Below are 23,255 nucleotides of genomic sequence, written 5' to 3' on the forward strand. Positions count from 1 at the left end.
GCGAGCGTAACCTTGAGCACAATGCGCAGCGCACAGCGATTTCTGAGTACTTCCTGAGCAGTCTGGTGGCATCGAACTTTGGTGGTTTCCTCTCGAGCGCATATAGTCGCGTGGCAGTCTGCGACGTCGACCCCGATGTTCGGATGCACCCGTCTCTTTCTCAAGGAGTAACAGTGAAACGCAACACCCACGCACTGACCGGTGTCGCTGTCCTCGGTCTCGCCGGCATCGCCCTCACGGGCTGCGGTCCGGCCGACGACGGCGAAACCGCGCAGGTCTCGGGCCCCGCGCTGAAGATCTCGTCGAACGCCGACGGCGGCCACGAAGGCTGGATCAACGCGGTCGCCAACTCGATCTCGGGCGCGATCGGCATCCCCGTCGAGGCGGACATGTACCCCGACTTCGCCAGCTACCTCGATGACCGCGACGCCGAGAAGATCCCCGGCGCGTTCCGCGCGGGCTGGCAGGGCGACTACCCCGGCCTCTACAACTTCCTCGGCTCGCTCTACACGACCGGTGCCGAGTCGAACGACTCGGGCTACTCGTCGGAGGAGTTCGACACCCTCGTCGCCGAGGGCATCAGCGAGGCCGACCCGGACAAGGCCGCCGAGCTGTTCAACCAGGCGCAGGAGGTGCTGCTGCGCGACCTTCCGGTCATCCCGCTGTGGTACCAGAACGCCGTGGGCGGCTGGAGCGAGAACGTCGAGAACGTCGAGTTCGGCTGGGACTCCGTCCCGCTCTTCGACGAGATCACCAAGCCCGGGGGCGGCCCCGTCACGGCTAACGGCACCGAGCCGCAGAACCCGATCCTCCCGAGCCGCACCGACGAGGTCGGCGGCGGCCGCGTGCTCGACACGATCTTCGCCGGTCTCGTGAGCTACAACGCCGACGGCTCGATCGAGAACGACGTCGCCGAGTCGATCACTCAGGACTCGCCGACGCAGGTCACGATCAAGATCCGCGACGGCCTCACCTTCACCAATGGCGAGCCCGTCACCTCGGACAGCTTCATCGACGCCTGGAATTACGGCGCCATCGCGTCGAACGCCCAGAAGTCGACGTACTTCTTCCAGGACATCGAGGGCTTCGTCAACACGGAGGAGCAGTACGGTGCGCCGGACGAGGGCCTCTCGGGTCTGAAGAAGATCGATGACCACACCTTCCAGGTGACGCTGAACAAGCCGGCCTCCGACTTCGCGCAGCGCCTCGGCTACTCGGCGTACTACCCGCTGCCGCAGGTCGCGTTCGAGGACATGGACGCCTTCGGCGAGAACCCGATCGGCAACGGCCCCTTCAAGTTCGAGAAGGAAGGCGCCTGGGAGCACGACGTGCAGATCTCGCTCGTCAAGAACGAGGACTACAACGGCCCCAGCGAGGCGCAGTCCGAGGGCCTGATCTTCAAGTTCTACTCGGGCTTCGAGGCCGCGTACAACGACCTCCTGGCGAACAACCTCGACGTGCTCGACACGCTGCCCGACCTCGCATACGAGACCTACGAGGAAGAGCTCGGCGACCGCTCGGTGAACCAGCCCGGCGCGCTCAACCAGACCCTGGCCATCGGCGAGTACGTCGAGCACTTCGGACCCGACGAGGAGGGCACGCTGCGTCGTCAGGCCATCTCGATGGCCATCGACCGCGAGGCGATCACCGAGAAGATCTTCTTCGGCACGCGCCAGCCCGCCACCGACTTCACCTCGCCCGCGCTCGACGGCTGGACCGACGAGCTCGAGGGCGACGAGGTCCTGGAGTACAACCCGGAGAAGGCCAAGGAACTCTGGGAGCAGGCCAACGAGATCAGCCCCTGGGAGTGATCTCTCCGCCCAACCGATGATGCGAGGCGGTGGCACAGCGCCACCGCCTCGCAGCGTGTTGGACCCCGATATTCATCTAAGGAGGCTCGAGGGTGCTGTATTACATCCTCAAGAGGATCCTGCAAGTGATCCCCGTGTTCCTCGGGGCGACCCTGCTGATCTACTTCATGGTTTTCGCCATGCCGGGCGACCCGATCGCGGCGCTTTTCGGTGACAAGCGGCCGCCGGACGCGCTGCTCGACCAGATTCGCGCCGAGTACCTGCTGGATCAGCCGTTCATCGTGCAGTACCTGCACTATCTCGGCGGCATCTTCCGCCTCGACTTCGGCACGACCTTCGCAGGTCGAGAGGTCATCGACGTGCTCGCCGACACCTTCCCGGTGACGTTGCGGCTGGCGGTCGAGGCCGTTCTCATGGCCTTCGTGCTCGCGATCGTCATCGGTGGCCTGTCGGCGTTCTTCAAGAACACCTGGTTCGACCACACGATGCTGATCATCTCGCTGATCTTCGTCGCCATCCCCGTCTTCGTCGTCGGCTTCTTCGCGCAGTACTTCATCGGCGTGAAGCTCGGCTGGGCCAGCCCCACGGTGGGCGCGGACAACGGATGGCTGGGGCTGATCCTGCCCGCCATCACGCTCGCCTTCAGCATCTACGCCACGAGCATGCGCCTGACGCGCTCGTCGACGATCGAGACGCTCGGCCAGGACTGGGTGCGCACCGCCTACGGCAAGGGCCTCCCGCGCCGCCGCGTCATCCCCGTGCACGTGCTGCGCAACTCGCTCATCCCGATGGTGACCGACCTCGGCACGACCTTCGGCGTCCTCATGGTCGGCGCCACGGTGACCGAGGCGATCTTCAACATCCCCGGCGTGGGAAACACCCTCTACCTCGCGATCGTCAAGCACGAGGCGCCGACGATCGTGTCGTTCGTCACGGTGTTCGTCGTGCTGTACGTGATCATCAACCTGCTGATCGACCTGCTGTACGGTCTGCTCGACCCGAGGATCCGCTATGTCTCGTAACGAACACTTCGTCGCGCCCGTGCAGGGCGACGAGCTCGTCGTCGACCGGCTCGCGATCGACGCGAAGCGCAGCAACCTGTGGCTCGACGCGTGGCGCGACATGCGCCGCCGTCCGCTCTTCTGGGTCGCGTCCGTCGTCGCGCTCGTCATCGTCGTGATGGCCATCGTGCCGCAGCTGTTCACGAACGTGTCGCCTCTCGGCGGCGCGTGCCAGCTGCTCAACAGCAACGAGGGCCCTGCCCCCGGTCACCCCCTCGGCTTCGACAAGCAGGGTTGCGACATCTGGTCGCGCATCGCGTGGGGTTCGCGGACCTCCGTCGTCGTCGGGCTTCTGGCGACCGTGATCGGGACCGTGATCGGCCTCGTGATGGGCGCGCTCGCCGGATTCTTCGGCGGCTGGATCGACGCGCTCCTCTCGCGCCTGGGCGACATCTTCTTCACGATTCCCTACATCATCGCGGCCATCGTCGTGATGACGGTCGTGCCGAAGGACGAGCGCACCGTGCTGGTGCTCGCGTTCGCGATCGGCGGCTTCAGCTGGGCGAGCATCGCGCGCATCGTGCGCGCCGAGGTGCTCCGCGTCAAGCAGGCCGACTTCGTCATGGCGTCGACGGCGCTCGGTATGGGCCGCTTCAAGACCCTGCTCGTGCACGTCCTGCCGAACTCGATCGCGCCGCTCATCGTCGTGGCGACGCTCAGCCTCGGCAACAACATCGTGGCCGAGTCGGTTCTGTCGTTCCTCGGTGTCGGACTGGGCGGCGGCACGATCTCGTGGGGCGCCGACATCAGCCAGGCGCAGTCGGTCATCCGCACGGCGCCGATGTCGCTGATCTGGCCCTCGCTGGCCCTGACGTTGACGGTGCTGGCGTTTATCATGCTGGGCGAAGTTCTGCGCGACGCCCTGGACCCGAAGGCGAGGGCACTGCGTTGAGCAACGAGAAGACCCTGCTCTCCGTGCGCGATCTGAAGATCTCGTTCGGCAAGGGCAAGAAGCAGCGCGAGGTCGTCCACGGCGTCAGCTTCGACGTGTATCCGGGCGAGACCGTCGCGATCGTCGGCGAATCCGGATCCGGCAAGTCGACCACGGCGACCGCCGTGATCGACCTGCTGCCCGGAACGGGACAGGTCACGGGCGGATCCGTCACCCTCGACGGCCGCGAGCTGACGTCCATGAAGCGCGCCGACATGGAGCGCCTCCGCGGGCGCGAGATCGGCTACGTGCCGCAGGATCCGATGTCGAACCTGAACCCGGTGTGGTCGGTCGGCTTCCAGGTGAAGGAGACGATCAAGGCCAACGGTCTCGCCTCGAACCGCCGCGACGTGCACAGGATGGCCGTCGAGGTGCTGCAGAACGCGGGCCTCGCCGACGCCGAGCGCCGCATGCACCAGTTCCCGCACCAGTTCTCGGGCGGGATGCGCCAGCGCGCGCTGATCGGCATCGGCCTCGCCGCCGATCCCAAGCTGCTGATCGCCGACGAGCCGACGAGCGCCCTCGACGTCACGGTTCAGCGCGTGATCCTCGATCACCTGGCGAGCCTCACGCGCGACAAGGGCACGAGCGTGCTCTTCATCACGCACGACCTGGGTCTCGCCGCCGAGCGCGCCGACCGGGTCATCGTGATGAGCCGTGGTGAGATCGTCGAGTCCGGCCCCAGCCGCGAGATCCTCGAGAACCCGCAGCACCCCTACACGAAGCGCCTCGTGGCCGCCGCCCCGAGCCTCGCCTCGAAGCGGATCCAAGCGCGCGTCGTCGAGTCGGGTTCCACCGAGCAGACGAGCGTGCTGCTCGAGCAGAAGCCCGTCGTCGAGGTCGTCGACCTCGTGAAGGAATACCAGATCCGGGGCGGGGGCCTGCGTTCGACGCCGTTCCGCGCCGTCGACGGTGTCTCATTCCAGATCCCGAAGGGCAAGACACTCGCGCTCGTGGGCGAATCGGGATCCGGTAAGTCGACCGTCGCGAAGATGGTGCTGCAGCTCGAGAAGGCGACGAGCGGATCCGTGTTCATCGAGGGTCGCGAGACCACGTCGATGTCGCGGAAGGAGGTCTTCGACCTCCGCAGCCGCATGCAGCCGGTGTTCCAGGATCCGTACGGCTCGCTCGACCCGATGCGCTCGCTCGGTGCACTGATCGCGGAGCCCCTGAAGATCCACGGCGTGGGAGACGCGGCCTCGCGCCGCGCTCGGGTGCACGAGCTGCTCGAGCAGGTTGCGCTCCCGACGTCGCTCGCGGAGCGCTACCCGAACGAGCTGTCGGGCGGTCAGCGTCAGCGCATCGCCATGGCGCGTGCCCTGGCGCTCAAGCCGTCGATCATCGTCCTCGACGAGGCGGTCTCGGCCCTCGACGTCCTCGTGCAGGATCAGATCCTGACGCTGCTGAACGACCTGCAGTCTGAGCTCGACCTGACCTACCTCTTCATCACGCACGACCTCGCCGTCGTGCGCGTGGCGGCCGACCTGGTCGCGGTGATGGAGAAGGGGCGCATCGTCGAGCAGGGCACGGTCGACCGCGTGTTCGCCAGCCCGGAGCAGGAGTACACGCAGCGCCTCCTGAACGCGATCCCCGGCAAGGACCTGAAGCTCGGCGCGGCCTGACGCGCGTGTCCCGAAACCGGGCGCTCTCCGCTTTGCGGGGGCGCCCGGTTTCGGTCTATAGGCTGATCGCTATGCCATCGAGCTCCGATAAATACGTCTTCCGTTCCACCCTCGGCTGGGTGTGGTTCGGCGTCGCCGTCGTGGTCTGTGGCTACCTACTGGTCGACATGGCGATCCGGGGCGGCGTGTGGGATGCATTCCTCGTCGCACCCTGGCTCATCGGCGTGTGCTGGCTCGTGTGGATCTTCCAGGTCTCCCCGCGCATCGTCGCCGATGACGACGGCGCCCGCGTCGTCAACGTGCTGCGCGTCATCGAGCTGCCGTGGTCGACCGTCGAGACCGTACGCCTGCGCTACAACATCGAATTCCAGCTGCGCACGGGTGCCAAGGTCACCGCGTGGGGCGGATCCTCGCGCCGGCTGCACAAGTCCCTCAAGCGCCGCTCCGCGGAGGATCCCGCCGAGCAGGAGGCCGAGGCGCTGCAGCGCCTGCACGCGAACTCGAGCGCTCGGTCCGGCCGCGTGCACCGCACCTGGGACATGCCGGCGCTCATCGCGCTCGCCGTCATCATCGTCTGGATCGCCTTCTCGCTCATCCAGACCGGTGGGTTCGTGCTGCCGTAGGACCGCTCAGCGCACGGTCAAGTGGACACGATAAGATCGACTGCTCTGGTTTTCGGAGCGCATTCCAACGACCCAGAAGGATCCCTTCATGGCGCTTGCCACCCGTTCTGATCTCCGCAACGTCGCGATCGTCGCGCACGTCGACCACGGCAAGACCACCCTGGTCGACGCTATGCTCCGCCAGACCGGTTCGTTCGGCGACCACGAGCACGTCGACGAGCGTGCCATGGACTCGAACGATCTCGAGCGTGAAAAGGGCATCACGATTCTCGCCAAGAACACGGCGATCACCTACAACGGCGAGCACACCGACACTCCCATCACGATCAACGTGATCGACACCCCGGGCCACGCCGACTTCGGTGGCGAGGTCGAGCGCGGCCTGTCGATGGTGCACGGCGTCGTGCTCCTCGTCGACGCGTCCGAGGGCCCGCTGCCGCAGACCCGCTTCGTGCTCCGCAAGGCGCTCGAGGCGAAGATGCCCGTCATCCTCCTCGTGAACAAGACCGACCGTCCCGATGCGCGCATCGAAGAGGTGGAGAGCGAAGCACAGGACCTCCTGCTCGGTCTCGCCGGCGACCTCGCCGACGAGGTTCCCGACCTCGACATCGACGCGCTGCTCGACGTTCCCGTTATCTACGCCTCGGGTCGTGCCGGCGTGGCCAGCTGGAACCGCCCGGCCGATGGTTCGCTGCCCGACAGCGAGAACCTCGAGCCGCTGTTCGAGGCGATCCTCAAGCACATCCCGGCCCCGACGTACGACGACGAGGCGCCGCTGCAGGCGTGGGTGACGAACCTCGACTCCTCCACCTTCCTCGGTCGCCTCGCGCTGCTGCGCGTCGTCAACGGCACGCTGAAGAAGGGCCAGACGGTCGCCTGGGTCCGTTCGGACGGATCCGTGCAGAACGCCCGTATCACCGAGCTGCAGATGACGAAGGCGCTCGACCGCTACCCGGCCGAGCAGGCCGGACCCGGCGACATCGCCGTGATCGCGGGCTTCGAGGACATCATGATCGGCGAGACGATCGCCGACCCCAACGACGTGCGCCCGCTTCCGCAGATCACCATCGATGAGCCCAGCATCTCGATGACGATCGGCACCAACACCTCGCCGCTCGCCGGCAAGGTGAAGGGCCACAAGCTGACCGCCCGCATGGTCAAGGAGCGCCTCGACCGTGAGCTGATCGGTAACATGTCGATCCGCGTCAACGACATCGGCCGCCCCGACGCCTGGGAGGTGCAGGGCCGCGGCGAGCTGCAGCTCGCGATCCTCGTCGAGAACATGCGCCGCGAGGGCTTCGAGCTCACGGTGGGCAAGCCCCAGGTCGTTACCCGCAAGGACGAGAACGGCCAGCTCATGGAGCCCTGGGAGCAGCTGACGGTCGACTCGCCGGAGGAGTACCTCGGTGCGATCACGCAGCTCCTCGCCGCCCGCAAGGGCCGCATGGAGTCGATGACGAACCACGGTACCGGCTGGATCCGCATCGAGTTCGCGGTCCCGAGCCGCGGCCTCATCGGCTTCCGCACCCAGTTCCTGTCGATCACGCGCGGTACCGGCATCGCCAACGCGCTCTCGACCGGCTACGGTCCCTGGGCGGGCAACATCGAGGCCCGTGCACAGGGGTCGATCGTCGCGGACCGCGCGGGCGTCGTCACCCCCTTCGCGATGATCGGCCTGCAGGAGCGCATGTCGTTCTTCGTCGGCCCCACGGAAGAGGTCTACGAGGGCATGGTCATCGGCGAGAACTCGCGCGCCGACGACATGGACGTCAACATCACGAAGGAGAAGAAGCTGACGAACATGCGTTCGGCCACGGCCGACTCCTTCGAGTCGATGACGCCGCCGCGTCGACTCTCGCTCGAGGAATCGCTCGAGTTCGCCAACGAGGACGAGTGCGTCGAGGTGACCCCGGAGGCCGTGCGCATCCGCAAGGTCGAGCTCGACCAGGTCATCCGCGGTCGCGAGGCCTCGCGCCGCAAGCGTCAGGGCTGATCCCATGACGTGGCCGGCCCGCATTGTGACATGGATCCTCGCGCTCGCGTCGGGGGCCGTGTTCGGTGTGGCCGGCACGATCACGCACGCGTACCGGGCCGGCTCGATTCCCGTCGGGCTGGCCCTGTCGTGCGTGGGGTGCGCGGCGCTGCTCGTCGCCGTGCGTCTGCTGATCGAAGAGCGCGGCGCCGTCTGGTGGTGCGGGCTCGGCATGATCGGCGCGATGGCGCTGTTCTCGGGGCGCGGGCCCGGCGGATCCGTCGTCGTGCCGCAGGCGGCGGAGGGGGAGTTTCCCTTCGGGATCGCCTGGATGGGTCTGCTGACCCTCATCGTCGTCGCGGTCGCGGCATGGCCGCGCATTCCGGCGCTCCGGATGCCCGCCGAGTAAGGCGCTCCTTCAAGGCGACGATCAGATCGCGCGGCTAGAATAAAGCCGTGACTTACGTGATCGCCCTTCCCTGTGTCGACGTCAAAGACCGGGCCTGCATCGATGAGTGTCCGGTCGACTGCATCTACGAGGGCGAGCGCAGCCTCTATATTCATCCCGACGAGTGCGTCGACTGCGGCGCCTGCGAGCCCGTGTGCCCCGTCGAGGCGATCTACTACGAAGACGACCTGCCGGAAGAGTGGGAAGACTACTACAAGGCGAACGTCGAGTTCTTCGAGGGCGTGGGCTCGCCGGGAGGCGCGGCCAAGGTCGGTGTGATCCCGAAGGATCACCCCATCATCGCGGCGCTTCCCCCGCAGGGCGAGTAAGCGCGTGTCGATCAACGACCTCGACGACTACCCCTGGGATAAGGTCACGCCGTTTGCCGATCGGGCACGGCAGCACCCGGACGGCATCTGCGATCTGTCCATCGGATCACCGACCGACCCGACGCCGCAGATCATCCGCGACGCGCTGGTCGAGGCGACGGACGCGCACGCCTACCCGACGGCGGCAGGCACGGCCGAGGTCCGTTCCGCGATCCGCGCCTGGTATGAGCGACGCCGCGGAGTTGCGGGCCTGACCGACGCGAACGTCATCCCGACGATCGGTTCGAAGGAGCTCGTGGCGCTTCTGCCGTTGCTTCTCGGCCTCGGCGCGGGTGACGTCGTCGTGCATCCGCGCGCCGCTTACCCGACCTACGACGTCGGAGCGCGCGTGGCCGGCGCGACGCCCGTCGCCGCGGACGATCCGGCCGAGTGGCCGGAGGGCACGAAGCTCGTCTGGATCAATTCGCCCGGAAACCCGGACGGTCGCGTCTGGAGCGCGGAGGAGCTGCGCGCCGCGGTCGAGCGCGCGCGCGAGATCGGCGCGGTCGTCGCGAGCGACGAATGCTATGCCGAGCTCGGATGGGACGCGCCCTGGGACACCGAGCGGATCCCGAGCGTCCTGGATCCGGCGGTCGCGGGCGATTCGCTCGACGGCCTGCTGAGCGTGTACTCGCTGAGCAAGCAGTCGAACCTCGCCGGCTACCGTGCCGCGCTCGTCGCGGGGAGCGCGCAGCTCGTCTCACAGCTGCTCAAGAACCGCAAGCACCTGGGCCTGATGCCGCCCGCGCCGGTGCAGCACGCGATGGCCGTCGCTCTCGGCGACGACGAGCACGTGGCGCGCCAGCGCGAGATCTACCGCGCACGGCGCGAGGTCCTGAAGCCCGCCGTCGAGGCCGCGGGTTTCCAGGTCGACGGCAGCGAGGCGGGCCTGTACCTGTGGATCACCGAGGGCCGCGGCGCGTGGGAGTCCATGGGTCGACTTGCGGAACTCGGGATCCTCGCGGGGCCGGGCGTCTTCTACGGCGAGCACTACCCGAACCACGTGCGCCTGTCGCTGACGGCGAGCGACGATCGCGTCGCGGAGGCCGCAGCACGCCTGCGGGCCGCAGCGAATTAGTTCCTTCCGCCAGCTCAATTGCCCATACATTGACGATATCCACATAGGCCTCCCGGTGCCGGTAGGCTATGGCGGGATCACCGCACACCACGCGGGCGATTCCACCGCTTGAACACAGACGAATGCGAGGAGGCGCCGTGAGCGACGCGGGAACCCTGCCCGAGAAGGCCACTCTGACGATCGGTGACAAGATCGCCGAATTCCCGGTTCTGCCGGCTGTCGACGGCAAGCCGTCGATCGACGTATCGACCCTCTCGAAGCAGACCGGATACACGGCCCTCGACTACGGGTTCGTGAACACCGCGTCGACGAAGTCGGAGATCACCTACATCGACGGCGAGGCGGGGATCCTCCGCCACCGCGGATACCCCATCGAGCAGCTCGCGGCGAACTCGAGCTTCCTCGAGGTGGCCTGGCTCCTGATCTATGGCGAGCTGCCCACGGCCGACGAGCTCGGCGAGTTCGACGAGAAGATCCGTCGACACACCCTCCTCCACGAAGACCTCAAGCGCTTCTTCTCGGCACTTCCCTCGGGCGCTCACCCCATGGCCGTGCTCTCGTCCGCCACCAGCGCGCTGTCGACCTACTACTCGGACCAGTCGGATCCCGACAATCCGGATCACGTCGACATGAACATTATTCGCCTGCTGGCGAAGCTGCCCGTCATCGCGGCGTACGCCCATAAGACGGCCAACGGCCAGGCCTTCCTGTATCCCGACAACTCGCTCGGATACGTCGAGAACTTCCTGCGCCTCAACTTCGGCGTGATGAGCGAGCCGTACGAGATCAATCCCGTCATGGCGAAGGCGCTCGAGCGCCTCCTGATCCTGCACGAAGACCACGAGCAGAACGCCTCCACGTCGACGGTGCGCCTCGTCGCCTCGACCGGCGCGAACCAGTTCGCGTCCGTCTCGGCCGGAATCCAGGCCCTCTCGGGCCCGCTGCACGGCGGCGCGAACGAGGCCGTTCTGCGGATGCTCGGTCAGATCCGCGACTCGGGCGAGAGCGTGGCCCGCTTCGTCGAGCGCGTGAAGAACAAGGAAGACGGCGTGAAGCTCATGGGCTTCGGGCACCGCGTCTATAAGAACTACGACCCGCGCGCGAAGATCGTGAAGGCCTCGGCCGACGAGGTGCTCGAGGCGCTGGGCGTGAACGACCCGCTGCTCGACATGGCGAAGGAGCTCGAGGAGATCGCGCTGAGCGACGAGTACTTCCAGTCGCGCAACCTGTACCCGAACGTCGACTTCTACACCGGCGTGATCTACAAGGCGATGGGCTTCCCGACGAGCGTGTTCACGGTGCTCTTCGCGATCGGCCGCCTTCCCGGTTGGCTCGCGCAGTGGCGCGAACAGAATCTCGACCGACAGGGCAAGATTGGCCGTCCGCAGCAGCTCTACGTGGGCCCCGCCGAGCGCGACTACCCCGCGAAGTAAGCCCGACGAGAAGGCGGCCGCTCCCGGAAGGAAGCGGCCGCCTTCTCGCGTCCCCGGATCCCGGAGGTCAGGCGTGCAGGGCCTCGTTCAGGGTGACGCCAACGCCGCGGCGCTTGCGGGCCTCGATCGCACCGGTGACCGAATTGCGCAGGAACAGCACGCCGTTCACGCCCGAGAGCTGCGCGGCCTTGATCGTCTGCAGCGCCCCGTCGGCGGTGCGGGGCTCGTCCACGAGGACGACCTTCGTGCCCGCCGTGATGTACAGGCCGGCCTCGACGACGCAGTCGTCGCCGAGCGAGATTCCGATTCCGGAGTTCGCGCCGAGGAGGCTGCGCTGGCCCACCGACACCCGGTGCGAACCGCCGCCCGAGAGCGTTCCCATGATCGACGCGCCGCCTCCGATGTCGCTCCCGTCGCCGACGACGACGCCCTGCGAGATGCGGCCCTCGACCATCGAGGTACCCATGGTTCCGGCGTTGAAGTTCACGAAACCCTCGTGCATGACGACGGTTCCGGGCGCCAGGTGGGCGCCGAGGCGTGCGCGCGACGCGTCGGCGATCCGCACGCCGCGCGGGAGCACGTAGTCGGTCAGGCGCGGGAACTTGTCCTGTGCATACACCTGCACGCCGGCGCGCTTCAGCGCGGCGAGGTTCGACGCGGCGAACTCGGGCGTCGTGGGGCCGGCGTTCGTCCACGCATTGTTCGGCAGGTGGCCGAAGATGCCGTCGAGGCTGATGCTGTTGGGCTCGACGACAAGATGCGAGAGCAGGTGCAGACGCAGATAGGCGTCCGACACGGATCCGACGGCGGCGTCGAGGTCGATCTCCACCTCGACGACGCTCGTCGACGTGCCGAGGCGCTCGTCGGATCCCGTCTGCGGCTCGAGCGCGGCGCGCTCGGCTGCCGTGTCGAGGCCCGACAGCGGCAGGAGAGCGGGGGAGGGGTACCAGGTATCGAGGATCGTTCCATCGGCGGTCGTCGTCGCAATTCCGACTCCGGAGGCCCAGCGCGTTTCAGTCATACGTCAAGGCTAATAGGCTGGGGCCATGCTCGATCTCACCGCATCCGTTGCCCAGATCACTCGCGACATCTGCGACATCCCGAGCGAGTCGGGAGATGAGCGGCTCCTCGCCGATCTCGTCGAGCGCGCCCTGGCGGCGTACCCTCACCTCGAGGTGATCCGCGACGGCGACGCGGTCATCGCGCGCACGAACCTCGGCCGCGACACGCGCATAATCATCGCGGGACACCTCGACACCGTGCCCATCAACAACAACGTCCCGACACGCATGGTGGAGGAGGACGGCGAAAGCTACATCTGGGGGCGCGGAACGGTTGACATGAAAGCGGGCGTCGCGGTCCAGCTCAAGCTCGCGGCGGAGGTGACGGATCCGCTGTACGACATCACGTGGGTCTGGTACGACAACGAGGAGGTCGCGGCGGCGAAGAACGGACTGGGCCGCATCGCGCGCACCCGCCCCGAGCTGCTCGAGGGATCCTTCGCGATCCTCGGCGAACCATCGAACGGCGGCATCGAGGGCGGCTGCAACGGGACCCTCCGGGCCGTCGTGCGCACCCGCGGAATGCGCTCGCACAGCGCCCGGAGCTGGAAGGGCGAGAACGCGATCCACTTCGCCGCCCCCATCCTGACGAAGCTCGCGGGCTACACGGCGAAGACGATCACGGTCGACGGGCTCGAATACCGGGAGGGGCTCAACGCCGTGCGCATCTCCGGAGGGATCGCGGGAAACGTGATCCCCGACCTGTGCGAGGTCGAAGTCAACTACCGCTTCGCGCCCGACAAGTCGCCGGAGGAGGCCGTCCGACGCGTTCGTGGGTTCTTCGACGAGTACGAGGTGGAGATCACCGACCTCTCCGGGGGAGCCCGCCCCGGCCTCGACGCACCCCTTGCTCGGTCGCTCGCGGCGGCGGTGGGCGGCGTGCCTCGCCCGAAGTACGGCTGGACCGACGTCGCCCGATTCAGCGAACTCGGCATCCCCGCGGTCAACTACGGGCCGGGCGATGGTCAGCTCGCGCACCACGACGAGGAGCGCGTCCCCGTGTCGCAGATCGAGGCGGTCGAACAGGGCCTGCGCGCATGGCTGAGCGCGCGCTGACGCGCCCGCGCCGCCACGTGCTCGTCACGCTGCCCGTGTGGGCGCGTGTGCTCGTGGTGTACCTCGCGGCGCGCATCGTCACAACCCTGCTCATCGCCCTCAGCTCGGCGCTCGCCCCCGACGACGGCAGACACGGCGCAAATCCGACGATGCTCGACTACATCGTCGCGTGGGACGCCGCCTGGTATCGGGAGATCGCCCTCAACGGATACCCGAGCGAGATTCCCGTCGACGGTCACGGCCAGGCGCAGCAGAACGCGTGGGCGTTCATGCCCGTCTACCCCTGGGCGGCCAGGATCCTCGCCGCGCTCGTGCCCGGCGCGGGCTTCGGATCCGAGGACGTCTGGGCCGTCGCGAACGCCTGGGCGCTCGCCGCGGCGCTGATCTCGCTCGTGGCAGGATACTTCGCCTGCTGGGGGATCCATACCCTCCTCGTCGACCGCCTCGGAAGGATCAGCGCCCTCTGGGGCGTCGCGTTCGTCGCCTTCGGGCCGCTGTCGCTGATGTTCCAGGTCGGATACGCCGAGGCCGCCTTCCTCGCCCTCGCGGTGTGGTCGCTCGTCGCGATCCGGCGTGAGGCCTGGTGGTCGCTCTACCTCACGATCCCCGTGATGGCGTTCACCCGACCGGGCGAGCTCGCGCTTCCCCTGACGATCGCGCTGTACGGCCTGTGGCGCATTCGGCATCGGGCAGAGCGCCCGATTCATCGCGCCGAGGTGGTGCACATCCTCGCGACCGGTGCGCTCGGGTCGCTGCTGGGGTTCGCCTGGCCCATGATCGCGAACGCCGTCACGCGCAATCCGGACGCCTATTTCGAGACGGAGCTCTCGTGGCGCCGAGGCTGGGTCGGGGAGCACAGCGGCTTCATTCCCGGCGAGGGCTGGATCCAGGGCGCCGAGGCGTGGGCGGGAATCTGGGGCGTCCCCCACCTGTACGGCTACCTCCTGCTCGCGCTCGTCGCGGCGTGCGCCGTCGGCCTCTTCTTCCTGCCGTCCGTGCGCGCGCTCGGAATCGAGACGAAGCTCTGGGGTGCGAGCTACCTGGTATACGCGGCGCTCGTGATCTTCCCCCAGTCGAGCGTGTTGCGGCTCCTGATGCCGCTGGCCCCGCTGGCAGCCGGTGCCCTCGCCGCGCCGCGCCTGCTCCGTTCATCGCGGATCCTGATCCTCGTCGCGCTCACGGCGCTCCAGTTCTGGTGGACGCACGCGATGTACGGCATGGGCAACACCTTCTACTTGATTCCGTGACGCCCTACCTGATTCCGTGACGCCGCGTGACACTCCGAAGAACGGAACCCTGAACGATCGCCCTATAGAATGGGTGTGACCAATCTAGAAGGGGAGCTACCTATGGCTGCTATGAAGCCGCGCACCGGAGACGGGCCCATGGAGGCCGTAAAGGAAGGGCGCCTCATCATTGTTCGCGTCCCGCTCGAGGGCGGCGGACGCCTCGTCGTCTCGGTGAACGACGAAGAAGCGAAGGAGCTGCACGGCGTTCTCGCGAACGTCGTCGAGGCAGCCTGAGCGACCTGACAAGAAGGGCCGGATCCCACGGGATCCGGCCCTTTTGTCGTCTCGTCAGGAGCGCGGAAGCGTGATCTGCAGAAGGCCCTCGTCCGCGGTGTTGAGCGAAGCGAACACCGACGACGAGCCCAGCGTCTCGGAGATGAGGCTGCGCAGGTCGCTCGTGTGCGCGTCGCGCGCCACCGGATCCGCGACCCGCCCGCCCGCGAGAACGCGCGGCACGAGCACCGTGCCGCCCGGTCGCGCGAGGCGGAGCCCGTGCGCGACGTAGTCGATGATCTGGTCCTGGTCCGCGTCGATGAGCACCACGTCGTATGCGGCCTCGTTCATGCGTGGCAGCACGTCGGCCGCGCGGCCCCGGATCGCTCGCACGCGCGATGACGGCACCCGCGCCGCCGCGAACGATTCCCTCGCCGCGGCCAGGTGCTCAGGCTCCTTGTCGATCGTCGTGAGGACGGCGTCCGGCGCGCCGTGCAGGAGCCAGAGGCCGGACACCCCCGCGCCCGTGCCGATCTCGATCATCGAGCGTGCCCCCGTCGCCGCGGCGATCACGGCGCACTGGGCGCCGACGGAAGGGCTGATGGGAGCGGCGCCGAGCTCGAGTGCAGTCTGGCGGGCCCGGGCGATGGCGTCGGGCTCGACGACCTGTTCGCGGGCGAAACGTGCGACGGCGGAGCTGCTCATACGACCCACACTAATGACCTCGGCCTGTCAAGGTTCTCTGGAGCGGTCGCCACTAGGCTGAGCGCATGGGCTTCAGCATCGAGAAGGTCGTCATGATCGCGCTGATCGCCGCGATCCTGATCGGCCCCGAACGGTTGCCCCAGGCCGCGGAGTGGCTGGGGCGCGCCGCGCGCAAGACGCGCGAGTACGTTCAGGGTGCGCGGAGCCGCGTCGAGCAGGAGGTCGGCGAAGACTTCAGCGAGGTCGACTGGAAGAAGCTCGACCCGCGCCAATACGATCCGCGACGGATCATTCGCGAGGCGCTCCTCGACGACGCCCCGGTCGCGGCGCCGGCATCGCCGACGGTGCAGCCGCCGCGCACCGCGCCGCTGGTCCCGCACACCTTCTCGAGCGACAACCTTCCGCCGTACGACGACGAGGCCACGTAGCGGTCCGGAGGGCGCTCAGCGCGTCGTGAAGGGGAGAGATCGCGCCGTCAGGCCGCGACCGCTCGTCGCGATTCGTTCCGCGATCGCCGTGATGGCCTGCGCCGCGGGATCGGTGGGATGGGCGATCACGACCGGCGTCCCGTGGTCGCCGTCGGCTCGCAGCGCGGGGCTGAGGGGAACGGACCCGAGGAGGGGAGCGCCGTCGCCGAGCGCCGCGGACACCTCGGCGCCGCCGCCGGAGCCGAACAGGTCCATCGTGGATCCGTCGGGCATGACCATCGCCGACATGTTCTCGACGACGCCGATGACGCGCTGCCCGACCTGTCGGGCGACGAGCCCCGAACGGATCGCCACGTCGCTCGCCGCCGCCTGCGGAGTCGTGACGACGATGACCTCGGCCCCCGGCAGGAGGTGACCGGCCGAGATGGCGATGTCGCCCGTGCCAGGCGGCATGTCGAGCAGGAGCACGTCGAGGTCGCCGAAGAACACGTCGGTCAGGAACTGCTGCAACGTGCGGTGCAGCATCGGCCCCCGCCACATCACGGCGCCGGGGTTGGATCCGTCGGACTGCTTCAGGAACATGCCGATGGAGATCGTCTTCACCTCGTGCGCGATGGGCGGCAGGATCATGTCGCCGAGCTGCGTGGGGGAGGCCACCTCGTCGCCGTCCACGAGCCCCAGCAGCTGGGGGATGGAGAACCCGTGCACGTCGGCGTCGACGAGCCCGACCTTGAGGCCGCGCCGCGCCAGGGCGACGGCGAGGTTCGCCGTGAGCGTCGACTTGCCGACGCCCCCCTTTCCGCTCGTGACGGCGATGACGCGGGTCAGCGAATCCGCCCCGAAGGGGTTGCGCTTCGCCGGCCCGCGGAGCCGCTCCGTCAGGGCCTGACGCTCGGCGGGCGTCATCACGCCGACCTCGACCGCGACGGCGCGGCCCTCCGCCGCGCCCTCGGCGGCGGCGCGCACGTCCGCCTCGATCCGGTTCGCGGCGGGACAGCCGACGATCGTCAGGGCGATGCTCACCTCGACGCGGTCGGGCGTGACGGCGACGCCGCGCACCATGTCGAGCTCCGACAGCGGTCGGCGCAGCTCGGGGTCCGTGACGCGCCCGACGGCCTCGGTGACGCGCAGGGTGACGGCATCGCTCATCGGCGGCTCCTCATCGGTGTTCGTGCGTGCGCGGACCCGGTCACGCTCGGCCGTCGCGCAGCTCGCGGCGCACGTCTTCGCGGATCTCCTCGCGGAGCTCGGCCCGGATCTCCTCGCGGATCTCGTCGCGCAGGGTGTCGTGGGCCGTGTCGCGCACGACATCGCGGAGCGTATCGCGGAGTGCCTCGCGCGTGACCTGCTCCTTCTGCAGCTCGGCGAGCGTGAGCCGCAGGGAGACGATCTCGCGGGCAAGGTACTCGGTATCGGCGAGGTTCCGCTCGGCGCGCTGGCGGTCGTTCTCCAGCGCGACGCGGTCGCGGTCGTCCTGACGGTTCTGCGCGAGCAGCAGCAGGGGAGCCGCGTACGAGGCCTGGAGCGACAGGATCAGGGTCAGCGCCGTGAACCCGATGGCCGCGGAGTCGAATCGCCATTCCTCGGGGGCGAGCGTGTTCCAGGCCATCCACACGATGCAGACGACGGTGAGGATCAGGAGGAACGTGGGCGTGCCCATCGCCCGGGCGATCCACTCCGTGGCCCGGCCGAAGCGGTCGTTGGTGTGCACGGCATCGTCGATGCGGGGCCGGCGACCGCGGACGAAACCGCGTCCTTCTCCGCGCGCCATCAGGGCTTCACCGTCCGAATCGTTCCGGTTTCCATTGCGGGGATCGGGTCGTCCTCGTCGTGCGATCGCCAGTCGTCCGGCAGGAGCGAATCGAGCACGTCATCGACGGTGACGGCACCGAGAAGGCGGTGCGCCCGGTCGACGACCGGCATCGAGACGAGGTCATAGGTGGCGAGGCGCCGCGCGACCTCCGCGCCGGTCGACTCCGCCTGAACGGGCTCGATCGACTCGTCGAGGATCGCCCCGATGCGCTCGTGGGGAGGGTATCGGAGCATGCGCTGAAAGTGCACGGCCCCCAGATAATGCCCCGTGGGCGTCTCGTAGGGCGGCAGCGTGACGTACACGCTCGCGGCGAGGGCGGGATGCAGTTCGTGGCGCCGGATCCGGGCGAGGCCCTCGGCAATCGTGGCGTCGGCGGGCATAATGATCGGCTCGGTGGTCATGAGACCGCCCGCCGTGTTCGGACCGTAGCGCAGGATGAGTCGAACGTCGTCGGCCTCGTCCGGTTCCATCATCTGCAGCAGCTGCTCGCTGCGCTCGTCGCTGAGCTCGCCGAGCACGTCGGCCGCGTCGTCCGGATCCATCTCGTCGAGCACGTCGGCCGCGCGCTCGTTGCCGATCGCGTCGAGGATCGACACCTGGTCTTCCTCCGGCATCTCCTCGAGCGCGTCGGCGAGCCGCTTGTCGCTCAGCTCGGAGACGACCTCGATCATGCGCGACTGCGGCAGATCGAGGAGGGCACCCGCGAGGTCCGCGGGGCGGAGCTCGGCGTAGCTCTGCGCCAGTTGCTCGGCCGACTGCGGCTGTCCCGGTGCCTGCCTCTCGCGCATCTCGTCCCACGTGGCGAACACCGTCGGACCCTTCGAGAACGGTGAGGCGCTCGTGCGCGGCTTGCGGAGATACAGCTGTCCGATCGACCATTCACCGATGCGATTCGGCTCGATCGCCGCATCCTCGATCACGGCGGATCCGGATCCGTCGGCGAGCTCGACGCGGCGCCCGACGATCTCCGCCATGATGCGGCGTTCGTCGGCGCGCGGCTCGAAGCGGCGCACGTTGATGAGGCCCGTCGTGATGACCTGGCCCTGCGCGATCGACGTGACGCGCCCGATCGACACGAACACCTGGCGCCGCCCCGGGATCTCGAGCACGAGCCCGATCACGCGGGGCGACGACTCACTTCGATACACGACGACCACGTCGCGCACCTTGCCGAGCCGATCACCCGCCGGATCGAAGACCGGGCAGCCGGCCAACCGACCAACGAATACCCTCTGCATGCTCACGAGACCAGAGTAGTCGCCGGAGCTACACACTCTCACAGGAGGCGCATAGGCCCCGCCGGGCCCGCCGCGAGGCCCCGTGGGACAATGGAAGCATGAGCATGATGAACATGACGCTGCCGACCCCCGAAGTGGGCGAGACCGTCGCGACCTACTCGAAATACGAGGGCGCGCAGCGGGCGGTGTCGAAGCTCATCGAGAAGGAGATCCCCGCACGCGACATCGCAATCGTCGGCAAGGGCCTGCGCTCCGTCGAGAAGGTCACGGGCAAGCTCGGCTGGGGGCGCGCGGCATGGCAGGGCGCGCTGAACGGCCTCCTGTTCGGCATGCTGATCTCCGCCTTCGCGGTGATCTGGGTTCCCGAGGCCGGCATCGCGATGATCGGGGGCGTGCTCCTCATTGGCGTCGCCTTCGGCATGGCCATGCGCATCCTCAACTACTCGCTCGTGCGCCGCCGCCGCGACTACGCGAGCATGATGGCGATCACCGCCGAGCGCTACGAGGTGACGGTCGCCGGCACGTACACCGCGAAGTCGCGCGAGATCCTCGGGACGACGAAGCCGCGCACGACCGTCTCGCGCCCGCCGTCGATGGATCCGCCGCAGTACGGCGTCCGCATCACCGACCTGCCCCGTCCGACGGCTCCCCAGGCGCCCGAGACGAACGCGGGCCCGGCGGGCGAGCAGCCCACCGAGCCCGGGACGGCGCCAGAGGCGCCGGTTCAGTCGCGCGACTGAACCCACGCCTCGATCTCGTCCGCGGTGCGGGGGATCGCCGAGGAGAGGCTGACGGGGCCGTCCTCGGTCATGAGGATGTCGTCCTCGATGCGCACGCCGATGCCGCGATACTCGGCCGGCACCGTCTCGTCGTCGATCTGGAAGTACAGGCCGGGTTCGATCGTGAAGATCATGCCGGCCTCGACGGTACCGCCGTAGTACATCTCGCGCCGCGCCTGTGCGCAGTCGTGCACGTCCATGCCGAGGTGATGGCTCGTGCCGTGCACCATGTACCGGCGTTGCTGGCCGCCCTTGTCCGCGTCGAGCGCCTCCTCCGCCGTCACCGGCAGGAGACCCCACTCGGCCGTGCGCTCGGCGATGACCTTCATCGCGGTGTCGTGGAGCTCTCGGAAAAGCATGCCGGGCCGCGCCGCAGCGAACGCCGCGTCGGCGGCCTCGCGCACCGCCTCGTACACCTTGCGCTGAACGGGGGTGAACGAACCGCTGACGGGGATCGTCCGGGTGATGTCGGCGGTGTACAGGCTGTCGAGCTCCACGCCGGCGTCGACGAGCATGAGATCGCCCGGCACGACGGCTCCGTCGTTGCGGGTCCAGTGCAGGTAGCAGGCGTGGGGACCGCTGGCGGCGATCGTGTCGTAGCCCTCCCAGTTCCCATCCGTCCGTGCCCGGAGGTGGAACACGCCCTCGACGACGCGCTCTCCGCGCGGGTGCTCGATGATGCGGGGCAGCTCGCGAACGATGTCGTCGAAGCCCTTCGCGGTCACGTCGACGGCGAGCTGCATCTGCGCGATCTCGTACTCGTCCTTGACGAGACGAAGCTCGCTGACGGCGCTCGTGAGCCCCTCGTGCTCGTCGACGACGAGGTCCTCGTCGCCCGGCGTGAAGTTCTCCAGGTGATCCGTTGCTATGCCGAGGTCGGCGGCGACGGCCTCGAGAGAGGGGCGCGGGCCGACCCAGAACTCGCCGATGGTCGCGTCGCGGTAGAACTCCGGCGTATCGCGGGTGGCACGGTCGCGGAGGTAGAGCGTGACGTCGTGCGCGTCGCCGTTCGGCGCGAACACCAGCACGGAGTCCGCGACCGCGTCGGATCCCCAGCCCGTGAGATGCGCGAAGGCGGAGTGCGCGCGGAAGGGGAAGTCGGTGTCGTTCGAGCGCTGACGGAAGCCGCCCGCGGGGATCACGAGCCGGCGGCCCGGGAACTGTGCGCTCAGGGCCGCGCGCCGCGCAGCGGCGAACGGCGCGGACTCGCGCGGTGAGGGGATCTCGTCGGTGCGGTCCGCCCAGCCGGTTCCGATCGTGTCGAGGAAACCCTGGGGGAACGGCTGACGGCGATTCGTGTTGCTGTCGGACGTCGTGGATTCGCTGGTGTCGCTCATGACACCAGGGTAGTCACTCGCGCTGATCAGCCGGCCGGGTCGAGCTGGACGACGAGCGGCCGGTGGTCGCTCCCGTCGGCGTTCCCCACGACGGCGGATCCGCTGATGCTCCAATTGCTCGTCGCCATGACGTGATCGATCGGCGCGCCGAGCAGCTCGGGAACGGACGTCGGCCAGGTGCCGGCGGCACCGTTGCCCGTGCGCGAGGCGGCGTCGTAGCAGTAGCCCATGTCGGCATCGCCCTGGCCGAGGCGCGCCATGTGGTCGAGGGTGGCGTTGAAATCGCCCGCCATGATGACGTTGCCGTCGACGCACTGGTCGGCGAGCCACGCGAGGTCGTGCCGCCACTGGTCGAGGTAGCGGGGCTGCGGCGCGACCGCGTGGGCCGCGACCACGATAGGGCCGGTGCCGTCGACCGGCATGGCGACGGCGGAGGGGAGGACCGTCGTGCCGTCGGAAGACGCCTCGATCACCGCGTAGTCGCCGAGGTCCGGCGAGATCAGCAACGTCGTCTGCCACGCGTCGGGACCGCGCTCGATGTCTTCGTTGTAGGCCTCGGTGTGCACCCACATGGGGCGGCCGAGATCGCGCATGAGCAGCGCGACCTGCTCGCCCGTTGCCTCCGTCGTCTCGGGCAGGGCGATGATGTCCGCCTCCATCGCGACCGCGGTCTGAGCGATCTGTTCCGCGCTCGTCGCCTCGCCGGCCGTGTTCCAGGCCATCACCCGCACGCTGTCATCGAGCTTGTCCGGCAGCGTGTCGGATCCATAGCCGCGCAGGCCGAGGGTGACGCCGCCGCAGATGGCCGCGAGCACGCTCACGAACGCCATCGAGACGGCGAATCCGCGGATCCGGCGCGACGCCGCGAGCAGCAGGAAGAGCACCGCGAGGACGGCGAAACCGGTCACGGCGGCGCCCCGCAGGGCGACGATGTGCGCGATGCCGATCGTGTGCTCGAGTCGGAAGAACTGCGGCCACGTCAGGACGGCCGCGACGCACGCGAAGATGACCGTTACGAGGACACCGAACGAACGCATCACGGGGCGAGCCTACGCACGGGCGCTGGGAAAACCCGCAGGCACGGGCGGGGGAAACCTGCGCATTGGCCTAGGATCCTTTCGTGCGACACCTACTCCCGACCCCCGCAGACCTCCATCTGCACTCCACCTTCTCGGACGGCACGGAGTCGCCGACGGAGGTCGTGCAGCGTGCCGCGGAGGCGGGGGTTCGAACTCTCGCCCTGACGGACCACGACACCGTCGCGGGCTGGGAGGAGGCGGCCGTTGCCGCGCGCGCGAACGGGCTTGCGCTGGTATCCGGCATCGAGCTCAGCGCGAAGCACCGCGGGCGGAGCGTGCACGTCCTGGCGTACCTGCCCGACCCCTCATCACCGGCGCTGGCGCGCCTCATGGCGCGCGTGCGCGACGACCGGGTCGGACGGGCCGAGCGGATCGCGGAGCTCATCGCGCTCGACTTTCCCGTGACGTGGGCCGATGTACTCGCGCAGCGCGCGGGCGATGCGACCGTCGGGCGCCCGCACATCGCCGACGCGCTCATCGCCGCGGGCGTCGTGGCGATGAGCGAGGAGGCCTTTGCCCGCATCCTGCACCCGGCGGGACCTTACTACGTCGGACACGATGCGCCCGACCCGGGGGAGGTCGTGCGCGCGATCGACGGTGCCGGCGGCGTGTCGGTCATCGCCCATCCGGCGGGGCGCGGCATGCTGCCCGACGACGTGATCCGCAGCCTCATCGAGGACGGTCTGGGCGGCTTCGAACTCGGCCACCGCGAGAACACCCCGGCCGGCGTCGCGCATCTCGAGCGCATCGTGACGGCGCACGACCTCATCGTGACGGGATCGAGCGACTATCACGGCGCCGCAGGCAAGCCGAACCGTCCCGGCGAGCACACGACCGCACCCGACATGCTGGAACGGATCGTTCGCGCCGCCCGCGGCACCGAGCCCGTGCTGGCGTAACGCAAAGGGCG

The 23,255-nt window shown here is 68.5% G+C and carries 23 protein-coding genes; 16 read left to right on the forward strand and 7 right to left on the reverse strand.

Annotated features, from left to right (window positions below; all coding sequences use genetic code 11):
* Positions 1-173 precede the first annotated feature (173 nt).
* The 10 genes from IEX05_RS00905 (at position 174) to IEX05_RS00950 (ending at position 11,347) form a co-directional block, all read left to right on the forward strand.
* Positions 174-1,811: an ABC transporter substrate-binding protein gene (locus IEX05_RS00905; protein ID WP_229661047.1), complete on the forward strand. Its 1,638-nt coding sequence runs from the start codon at positions 174-176 to the stop codon at positions 1,809-1,811.
* Between the two features lie 92 nt (positions 1,812-1,903).
* Positions 1,904-2,833, forward strand: a complete 930-nt coding sequence (locus IEX05_RS00910) for an ABC transporter permease (RefSeq protein ID WP_188699494.1) — start codon at positions 1,904-1,906, stop codon at positions 2,831-2,833.
* Entirely contained in the window at positions 2,823-3,764 is a 942-nt protein-coding gene (locus tag IEX05_RS00915; RefSeq protein WP_188699495.1) for an ABC transporter permease, read from the forward strand. The genes IEX05_RS00910 and IEX05_RS00915 overlap by 11 nt, the downstream gene beginning before the upstream one ends.
* Positions 3,761-5,425, forward strand: coding sequence for a dipeptide ABC transporter ATP-binding protein (locus tag IEX05_RS00920; RefSeq protein WP_188699498.1), 1,665 nt, complete (start codon positions 3,761-3,763; stop codon positions 5,423-5,425). Before IEX05_RS00915 ends, IEX05_RS00920 begins: the two co-directional genes overlap by 4 nt.
* Positions 5,426-5,496: 71 nt before the next feature.
* A complete protein-coding gene (locus tag IEX05_RS00925; RefSeq protein WP_188699500.1) occupies positions 5,497-6,048 on the forward strand; it encodes a PH domain-containing protein in 552 nt (183 codons plus the stop codon).
* An 88-nt stretch (positions 6,049-6,136) separates the two neighbouring features.
* Positions 6,137-8,041: a translational GTPase TypA gene (typA, locus tag IEX05_RS00930; protein ID WP_188699502.1), complete on the forward strand. Its 1,905-nt coding sequence runs from the start codon at positions 6,137-6,139 to the stop codon at positions 8,039-8,041.
* Positions 8,042-8,045: 4 nt separating this feature from the next.
* On the forward strand, positions 8,046-8,429 hold the full coding sequence (locus IEX05_RS00935; RefSeq protein WP_188699504.1) for a histidinol dehydrogenase: 384 nt from the start codon (positions 8,046-8,048) through the stop codon (positions 8,427-8,429).
* A 47-nt stretch (positions 8,430-8,476) separates the two neighbouring features.
* Positions 8,477-8,797: a ferredoxin gene (fdxA, locus tag IEX05_RS00940; RefSeq protein WP_188699506.1), complete on the forward strand. Its 321-nt coding sequence runs from the start codon at positions 8,477-8,479 to the stop codon at positions 8,795-8,797.
* A gap of 4 nt (positions 8,798-8,801) precedes the next feature.
* Positions 8,802-9,914, forward strand: coding sequence for a succinyldiaminopimelate transaminase (dapC, locus tag IEX05_RS00945; RefSeq protein ID WP_308423389.1), 1,113 nt, complete (start codon positions 8,802-8,804; stop codon positions 9,912-9,914).
* A gap of 137 nt (positions 9,915-10,051) precedes the next feature.
* A complete protein-coding gene (locus tag IEX05_RS00950; RefSeq protein ID WP_229661048.1) occupies positions 10,052-11,347 on the forward strand; it encodes a citrate synthase in 1,296 nt (431 codons plus the stop codon).
* Positions 11,348-11,414: 67 nt separating this feature from the next.
* Here IEX05_RS00950 and dapD read toward each other — a convergent pair whose 3' ends face one another.
* Positions 11,415-12,368: a 2,3,4,5-tetrahydropyridine-2,6-dicarboxylate N-succinyltransferase gene (dapD, locus tag IEX05_RS00955; RefSeq protein WP_188699510.1), complete on the reverse strand. Its 954-nt coding sequence runs from the start codon at positions 12,366-12,368 to the stop codon at positions 11,415-11,417.
* A 25-nt stretch (positions 12,369-12,393) separates the two neighbouring features.
* Here dapD and dapE point away from each other — a divergent pair, with 25 nt between their 5' ends.
* The 3 genes from dapE (at position 12,394) to IEX05_RS00970 (ending at position 14,987) form a co-directional block, all read left to right on the forward strand.
* Positions 12,394-13,464: a succinyl-diaminopimelate desuccinylase gene (gene dapE / locus IEX05_RS00960; protein WP_188699511.1), complete on the forward strand. Its 1,071-nt coding sequence runs from the start codon at positions 12,394-12,396 to the stop codon at positions 13,462-13,464.
* Positions 13,446-14,711 (forward strand): hypothetical protein, encoded by a 1,266-nt coding sequence (locus IEX05_RS00965; RefSeq protein WP_188699513.1) that lies wholly within the window; start codon positions 13,446-13,448, stop codon positions 14,709-14,711. The genes dapE and IEX05_RS00965 overlap by 19 nt, the downstream gene beginning before the upstream one ends.
* A gap of 102 nt (positions 14,712-14,813) precedes the next feature.
* Entirely contained in the window at positions 14,814-14,987 is a 174-nt protein-coding gene (locus tag IEX05_RS00970) for a DUF3117 domain-containing protein (protein ID WP_188699515.1), read from the forward strand.
* A gap of 54 nt (positions 14,988-15,041) precedes the next feature.
* Here the strand turns inward: IEX05_RS00970 and IEX05_RS00975 are convergent, their stop codons facing one another.
* On the reverse strand, positions 15,042-15,671 hold the full coding sequence (locus IEX05_RS00975; RefSeq protein ID WP_188699517.1) for an O-methyltransferase: 630 nt from the start codon (positions 15,669-15,671) through the stop codon (positions 15,042-15,044).
* A gap of 65 nt (positions 15,672-15,736) precedes the next feature.
* Here IEX05_RS00975 and IEX05_RS00980 point away from each other — a divergent pair, with 65 nt between their 5' ends.
* Positions 15,737-16,099, forward strand: a complete 363-nt coding sequence (locus tag IEX05_RS00980) for a twin-arginine translocase TatA/TatE family subunit (RefSeq protein ID WP_188699519.1) — start codon at positions 15,737-15,739, stop codon at positions 16,097-16,099.
* A 15-nt stretch (positions 16,100-16,114) separates the two neighbouring features.
* Here the strand turns inward: IEX05_RS00980 and IEX05_RS00985 are convergent, their stop codons facing one another.
* From IEX05_RS00985 to IEX05_RS00995, 3 genes are read right to left on the reverse strand one after another with little or no spacing between them, the layout of a single operon-like run.
* Entirely contained in the window at positions 16,115-17,248 is a 1,134-nt protein-coding gene (locus IEX05_RS00985) for an Mrp/NBP35 family ATP-binding protein (RefSeq protein ID WP_188699520.1), read from the reverse strand.
* Positions 17,249-17,288: 40 nt separating this feature from the next.
* On the reverse strand, positions 17,289-17,870 hold the full coding sequence (locus IEX05_RS00990) for a DUF1003 domain-containing protein (protein ID WP_188699522.1): 582 nt from the start codon (positions 17,868-17,870) through the stop codon (positions 17,289-17,291).
* Entirely contained in the window at positions 17,870-19,156 is a 1,287-nt protein-coding gene (locus tag IEX05_RS00995) for a magnesium transporter MgtE N-terminal domain-containing protein (protein ID WP_188699524.1), read from the reverse strand. Before IEX05_RS00995 ends, IEX05_RS00990 begins: the two co-directional genes overlap by 1 nt.
* A 92-nt stretch (positions 19,157-19,248) precedes the next feature.
* On the opposite strand from IEX05_RS00995, the gene IEX05_RS01000 reads away from it, so the two are divergent.
* Positions 19,249-19,890: a YflT domain-containing protein gene (locus IEX05_RS01000; RefSeq protein WP_188699526.1), complete on the forward strand. Its 642-nt coding sequence runs from the start codon at positions 19,249-19,251 to the stop codon at positions 19,888-19,890.
* Here IEX05_RS01000 and IEX05_RS01005 read toward each other — a convergent pair.
* Positions 19,875-21,266: an aminopeptidase P family protein gene (locus tag IEX05_RS01005; RefSeq protein ID WP_188699528.1), complete on the reverse strand. Its 1,392-nt coding sequence runs from the start codon at positions 21,264-21,266 to the stop codon at positions 19,875-19,877. The genes IEX05_RS01000 and IEX05_RS01005 overlap by 16 nt on opposite strands.
* A gap of 26 nt (positions 21,267-21,292) precedes the next feature.
* Entirely contained in the window at positions 21,293-22,303 is a 1,011-nt protein-coding gene (locus IEX05_RS01010; RefSeq protein WP_308423393.1) for an endonuclease/exonuclease/phosphatase family protein, read from the reverse strand.
* 83 nt (positions 22,304-22,386) lie between these two features.
* On the opposite strand from IEX05_RS01010, the gene IEX05_RS01015 reads away from it, so the two are divergent.
* Positions 22,387-23,244, forward strand: coding sequence for a PHP domain-containing protein (locus IEX05_RS01015; RefSeq protein ID WP_188699531.1), 858 nt, complete (start codon positions 22,387-22,389; stop codon positions 23,242-23,244).
* Positions 23,245-23,255: the final 11 nt, after the last annotated feature.

Origin of the sequence: Microbacterium nanhaiense (assembly GCF_014646015.1) — a bacterium.
In the GTDB taxonomy this organism is placed as follows: domain Bacteria; phylum Actinomycetota; class Actinomycetes; order Actinomycetales; family Microbacteriaceae; genus Microbacterium; species Microbacterium nanhaiense.

What these genes read in the sequence shown, in the direction of transcription:
- IEX05_RS00975 (WP_188699517.1), bottom strand. Translation starts at nt 15,671, where the DNA reads ATGAGCAGCTCCGCCGTCGCACGTTTCGCCCGCGAACAGGTCGTCGAG.
- IEX05_RS00970 (WP_188699515.1), top strand. Translation starts at nt 14,814, where the DNA reads ATGGCTGCTATGAAGCCGCGCACCGGAGACGGGCCCATGGAGGCCGTA.
- typA (WP_188699502.1), top strand. Translation starts at nt 6,137, where the DNA reads ATGGCGCTTGCCACCCGTTCTGATCTCCGCAACGTCGCGATCGTCGCG.
- dapE (WP_188699511.1), top strand. Translation starts at nt 12,394, where the DNA reads ATGCTCGATCTCACCGCATCCGTTGCCCAGATCACTCGCGACATCTGC.
- IEX05_RS01010 (WP_308423393.1), bottom strand. Translation starts at nt 22,303, where the DNA reads ATGCGTTCGTTCGGTGTCCTCGTAACGGTCATCTTCGCGTGCGTCGCG.
- IEX05_RS01000 (WP_188699526.1), top strand. Translation starts at nt 19,249, where the DNA reads ATGAGCATGATGAACATGACGCTGCCGACCCCCGAAGTGGGCGAGACC.
- IEX05_RS00985 (WP_188699520.1), bottom strand. Translation starts at nt 17,248, where the DNA reads ATGAGCGATGCCGTCACCCTGCGCGTCACCGAGGCCGTCGGGCGCGTC.
- IEX05_RS00980 (WP_188699519.1), top strand. Translation starts at nt 15,737, where the DNA reads ATGGGCTTCAGCATCGAGAAGGTCGTCATGATCGCGCTGATCGCCGCG.
- IEX05_RS00925 (WP_188699500.1), top strand. Translation starts at nt 5,497, where the DNA reads ATGCCATCGAGCTCCGATAAATACGTCTTCCGTTCCACCCTCGGCTGG.
- dapD (WP_188699510.1), bottom strand. Translation starts at nt 12,368, where the DNA reads ATGACTGAAACGCGCTGGGCCTCCGGAGTCGGAATTGCGACGACGACC.
- IEX05_RS00915 (WP_188699495.1), top strand. Translation starts at nt 2,823, where the DNA reads ATGTCTCGTAACGAACACTTCGTCGCGCCCGTGCAGGGCGACGAGCTC.
- IEX05_RS00990 (WP_188699522.1), bottom strand. Translation starts at nt 17,870, where the DNA reads ATGGCGCGCGGAGAAGGACGCGGTTTCGTCCGCGGTCGCCGGCCCCGC.
- IEX05_RS00965 (WP_188699513.1), top strand. Translation starts at nt 13,446, where the DNA reads ATGGCTGAGCGCGCGCTGACGCGCCCGCGCCGCCACGTGCTCGTCACG.
- IEX05_RS00935 (WP_188699504.1), top strand. Translation starts at nt 8,046, where the DNA reads ATGACGTGGCCGGCCCGCATTGTGACATGGATCCTCGCGCTCGCGTCG.
- IEX05_RS01005 (WP_188699528.1), bottom strand. Translation starts at nt 21,266, where the DNA reads ATGAGCGACACCAGCGAATCCACGACGTCCGACAGCAACACGAATCGC.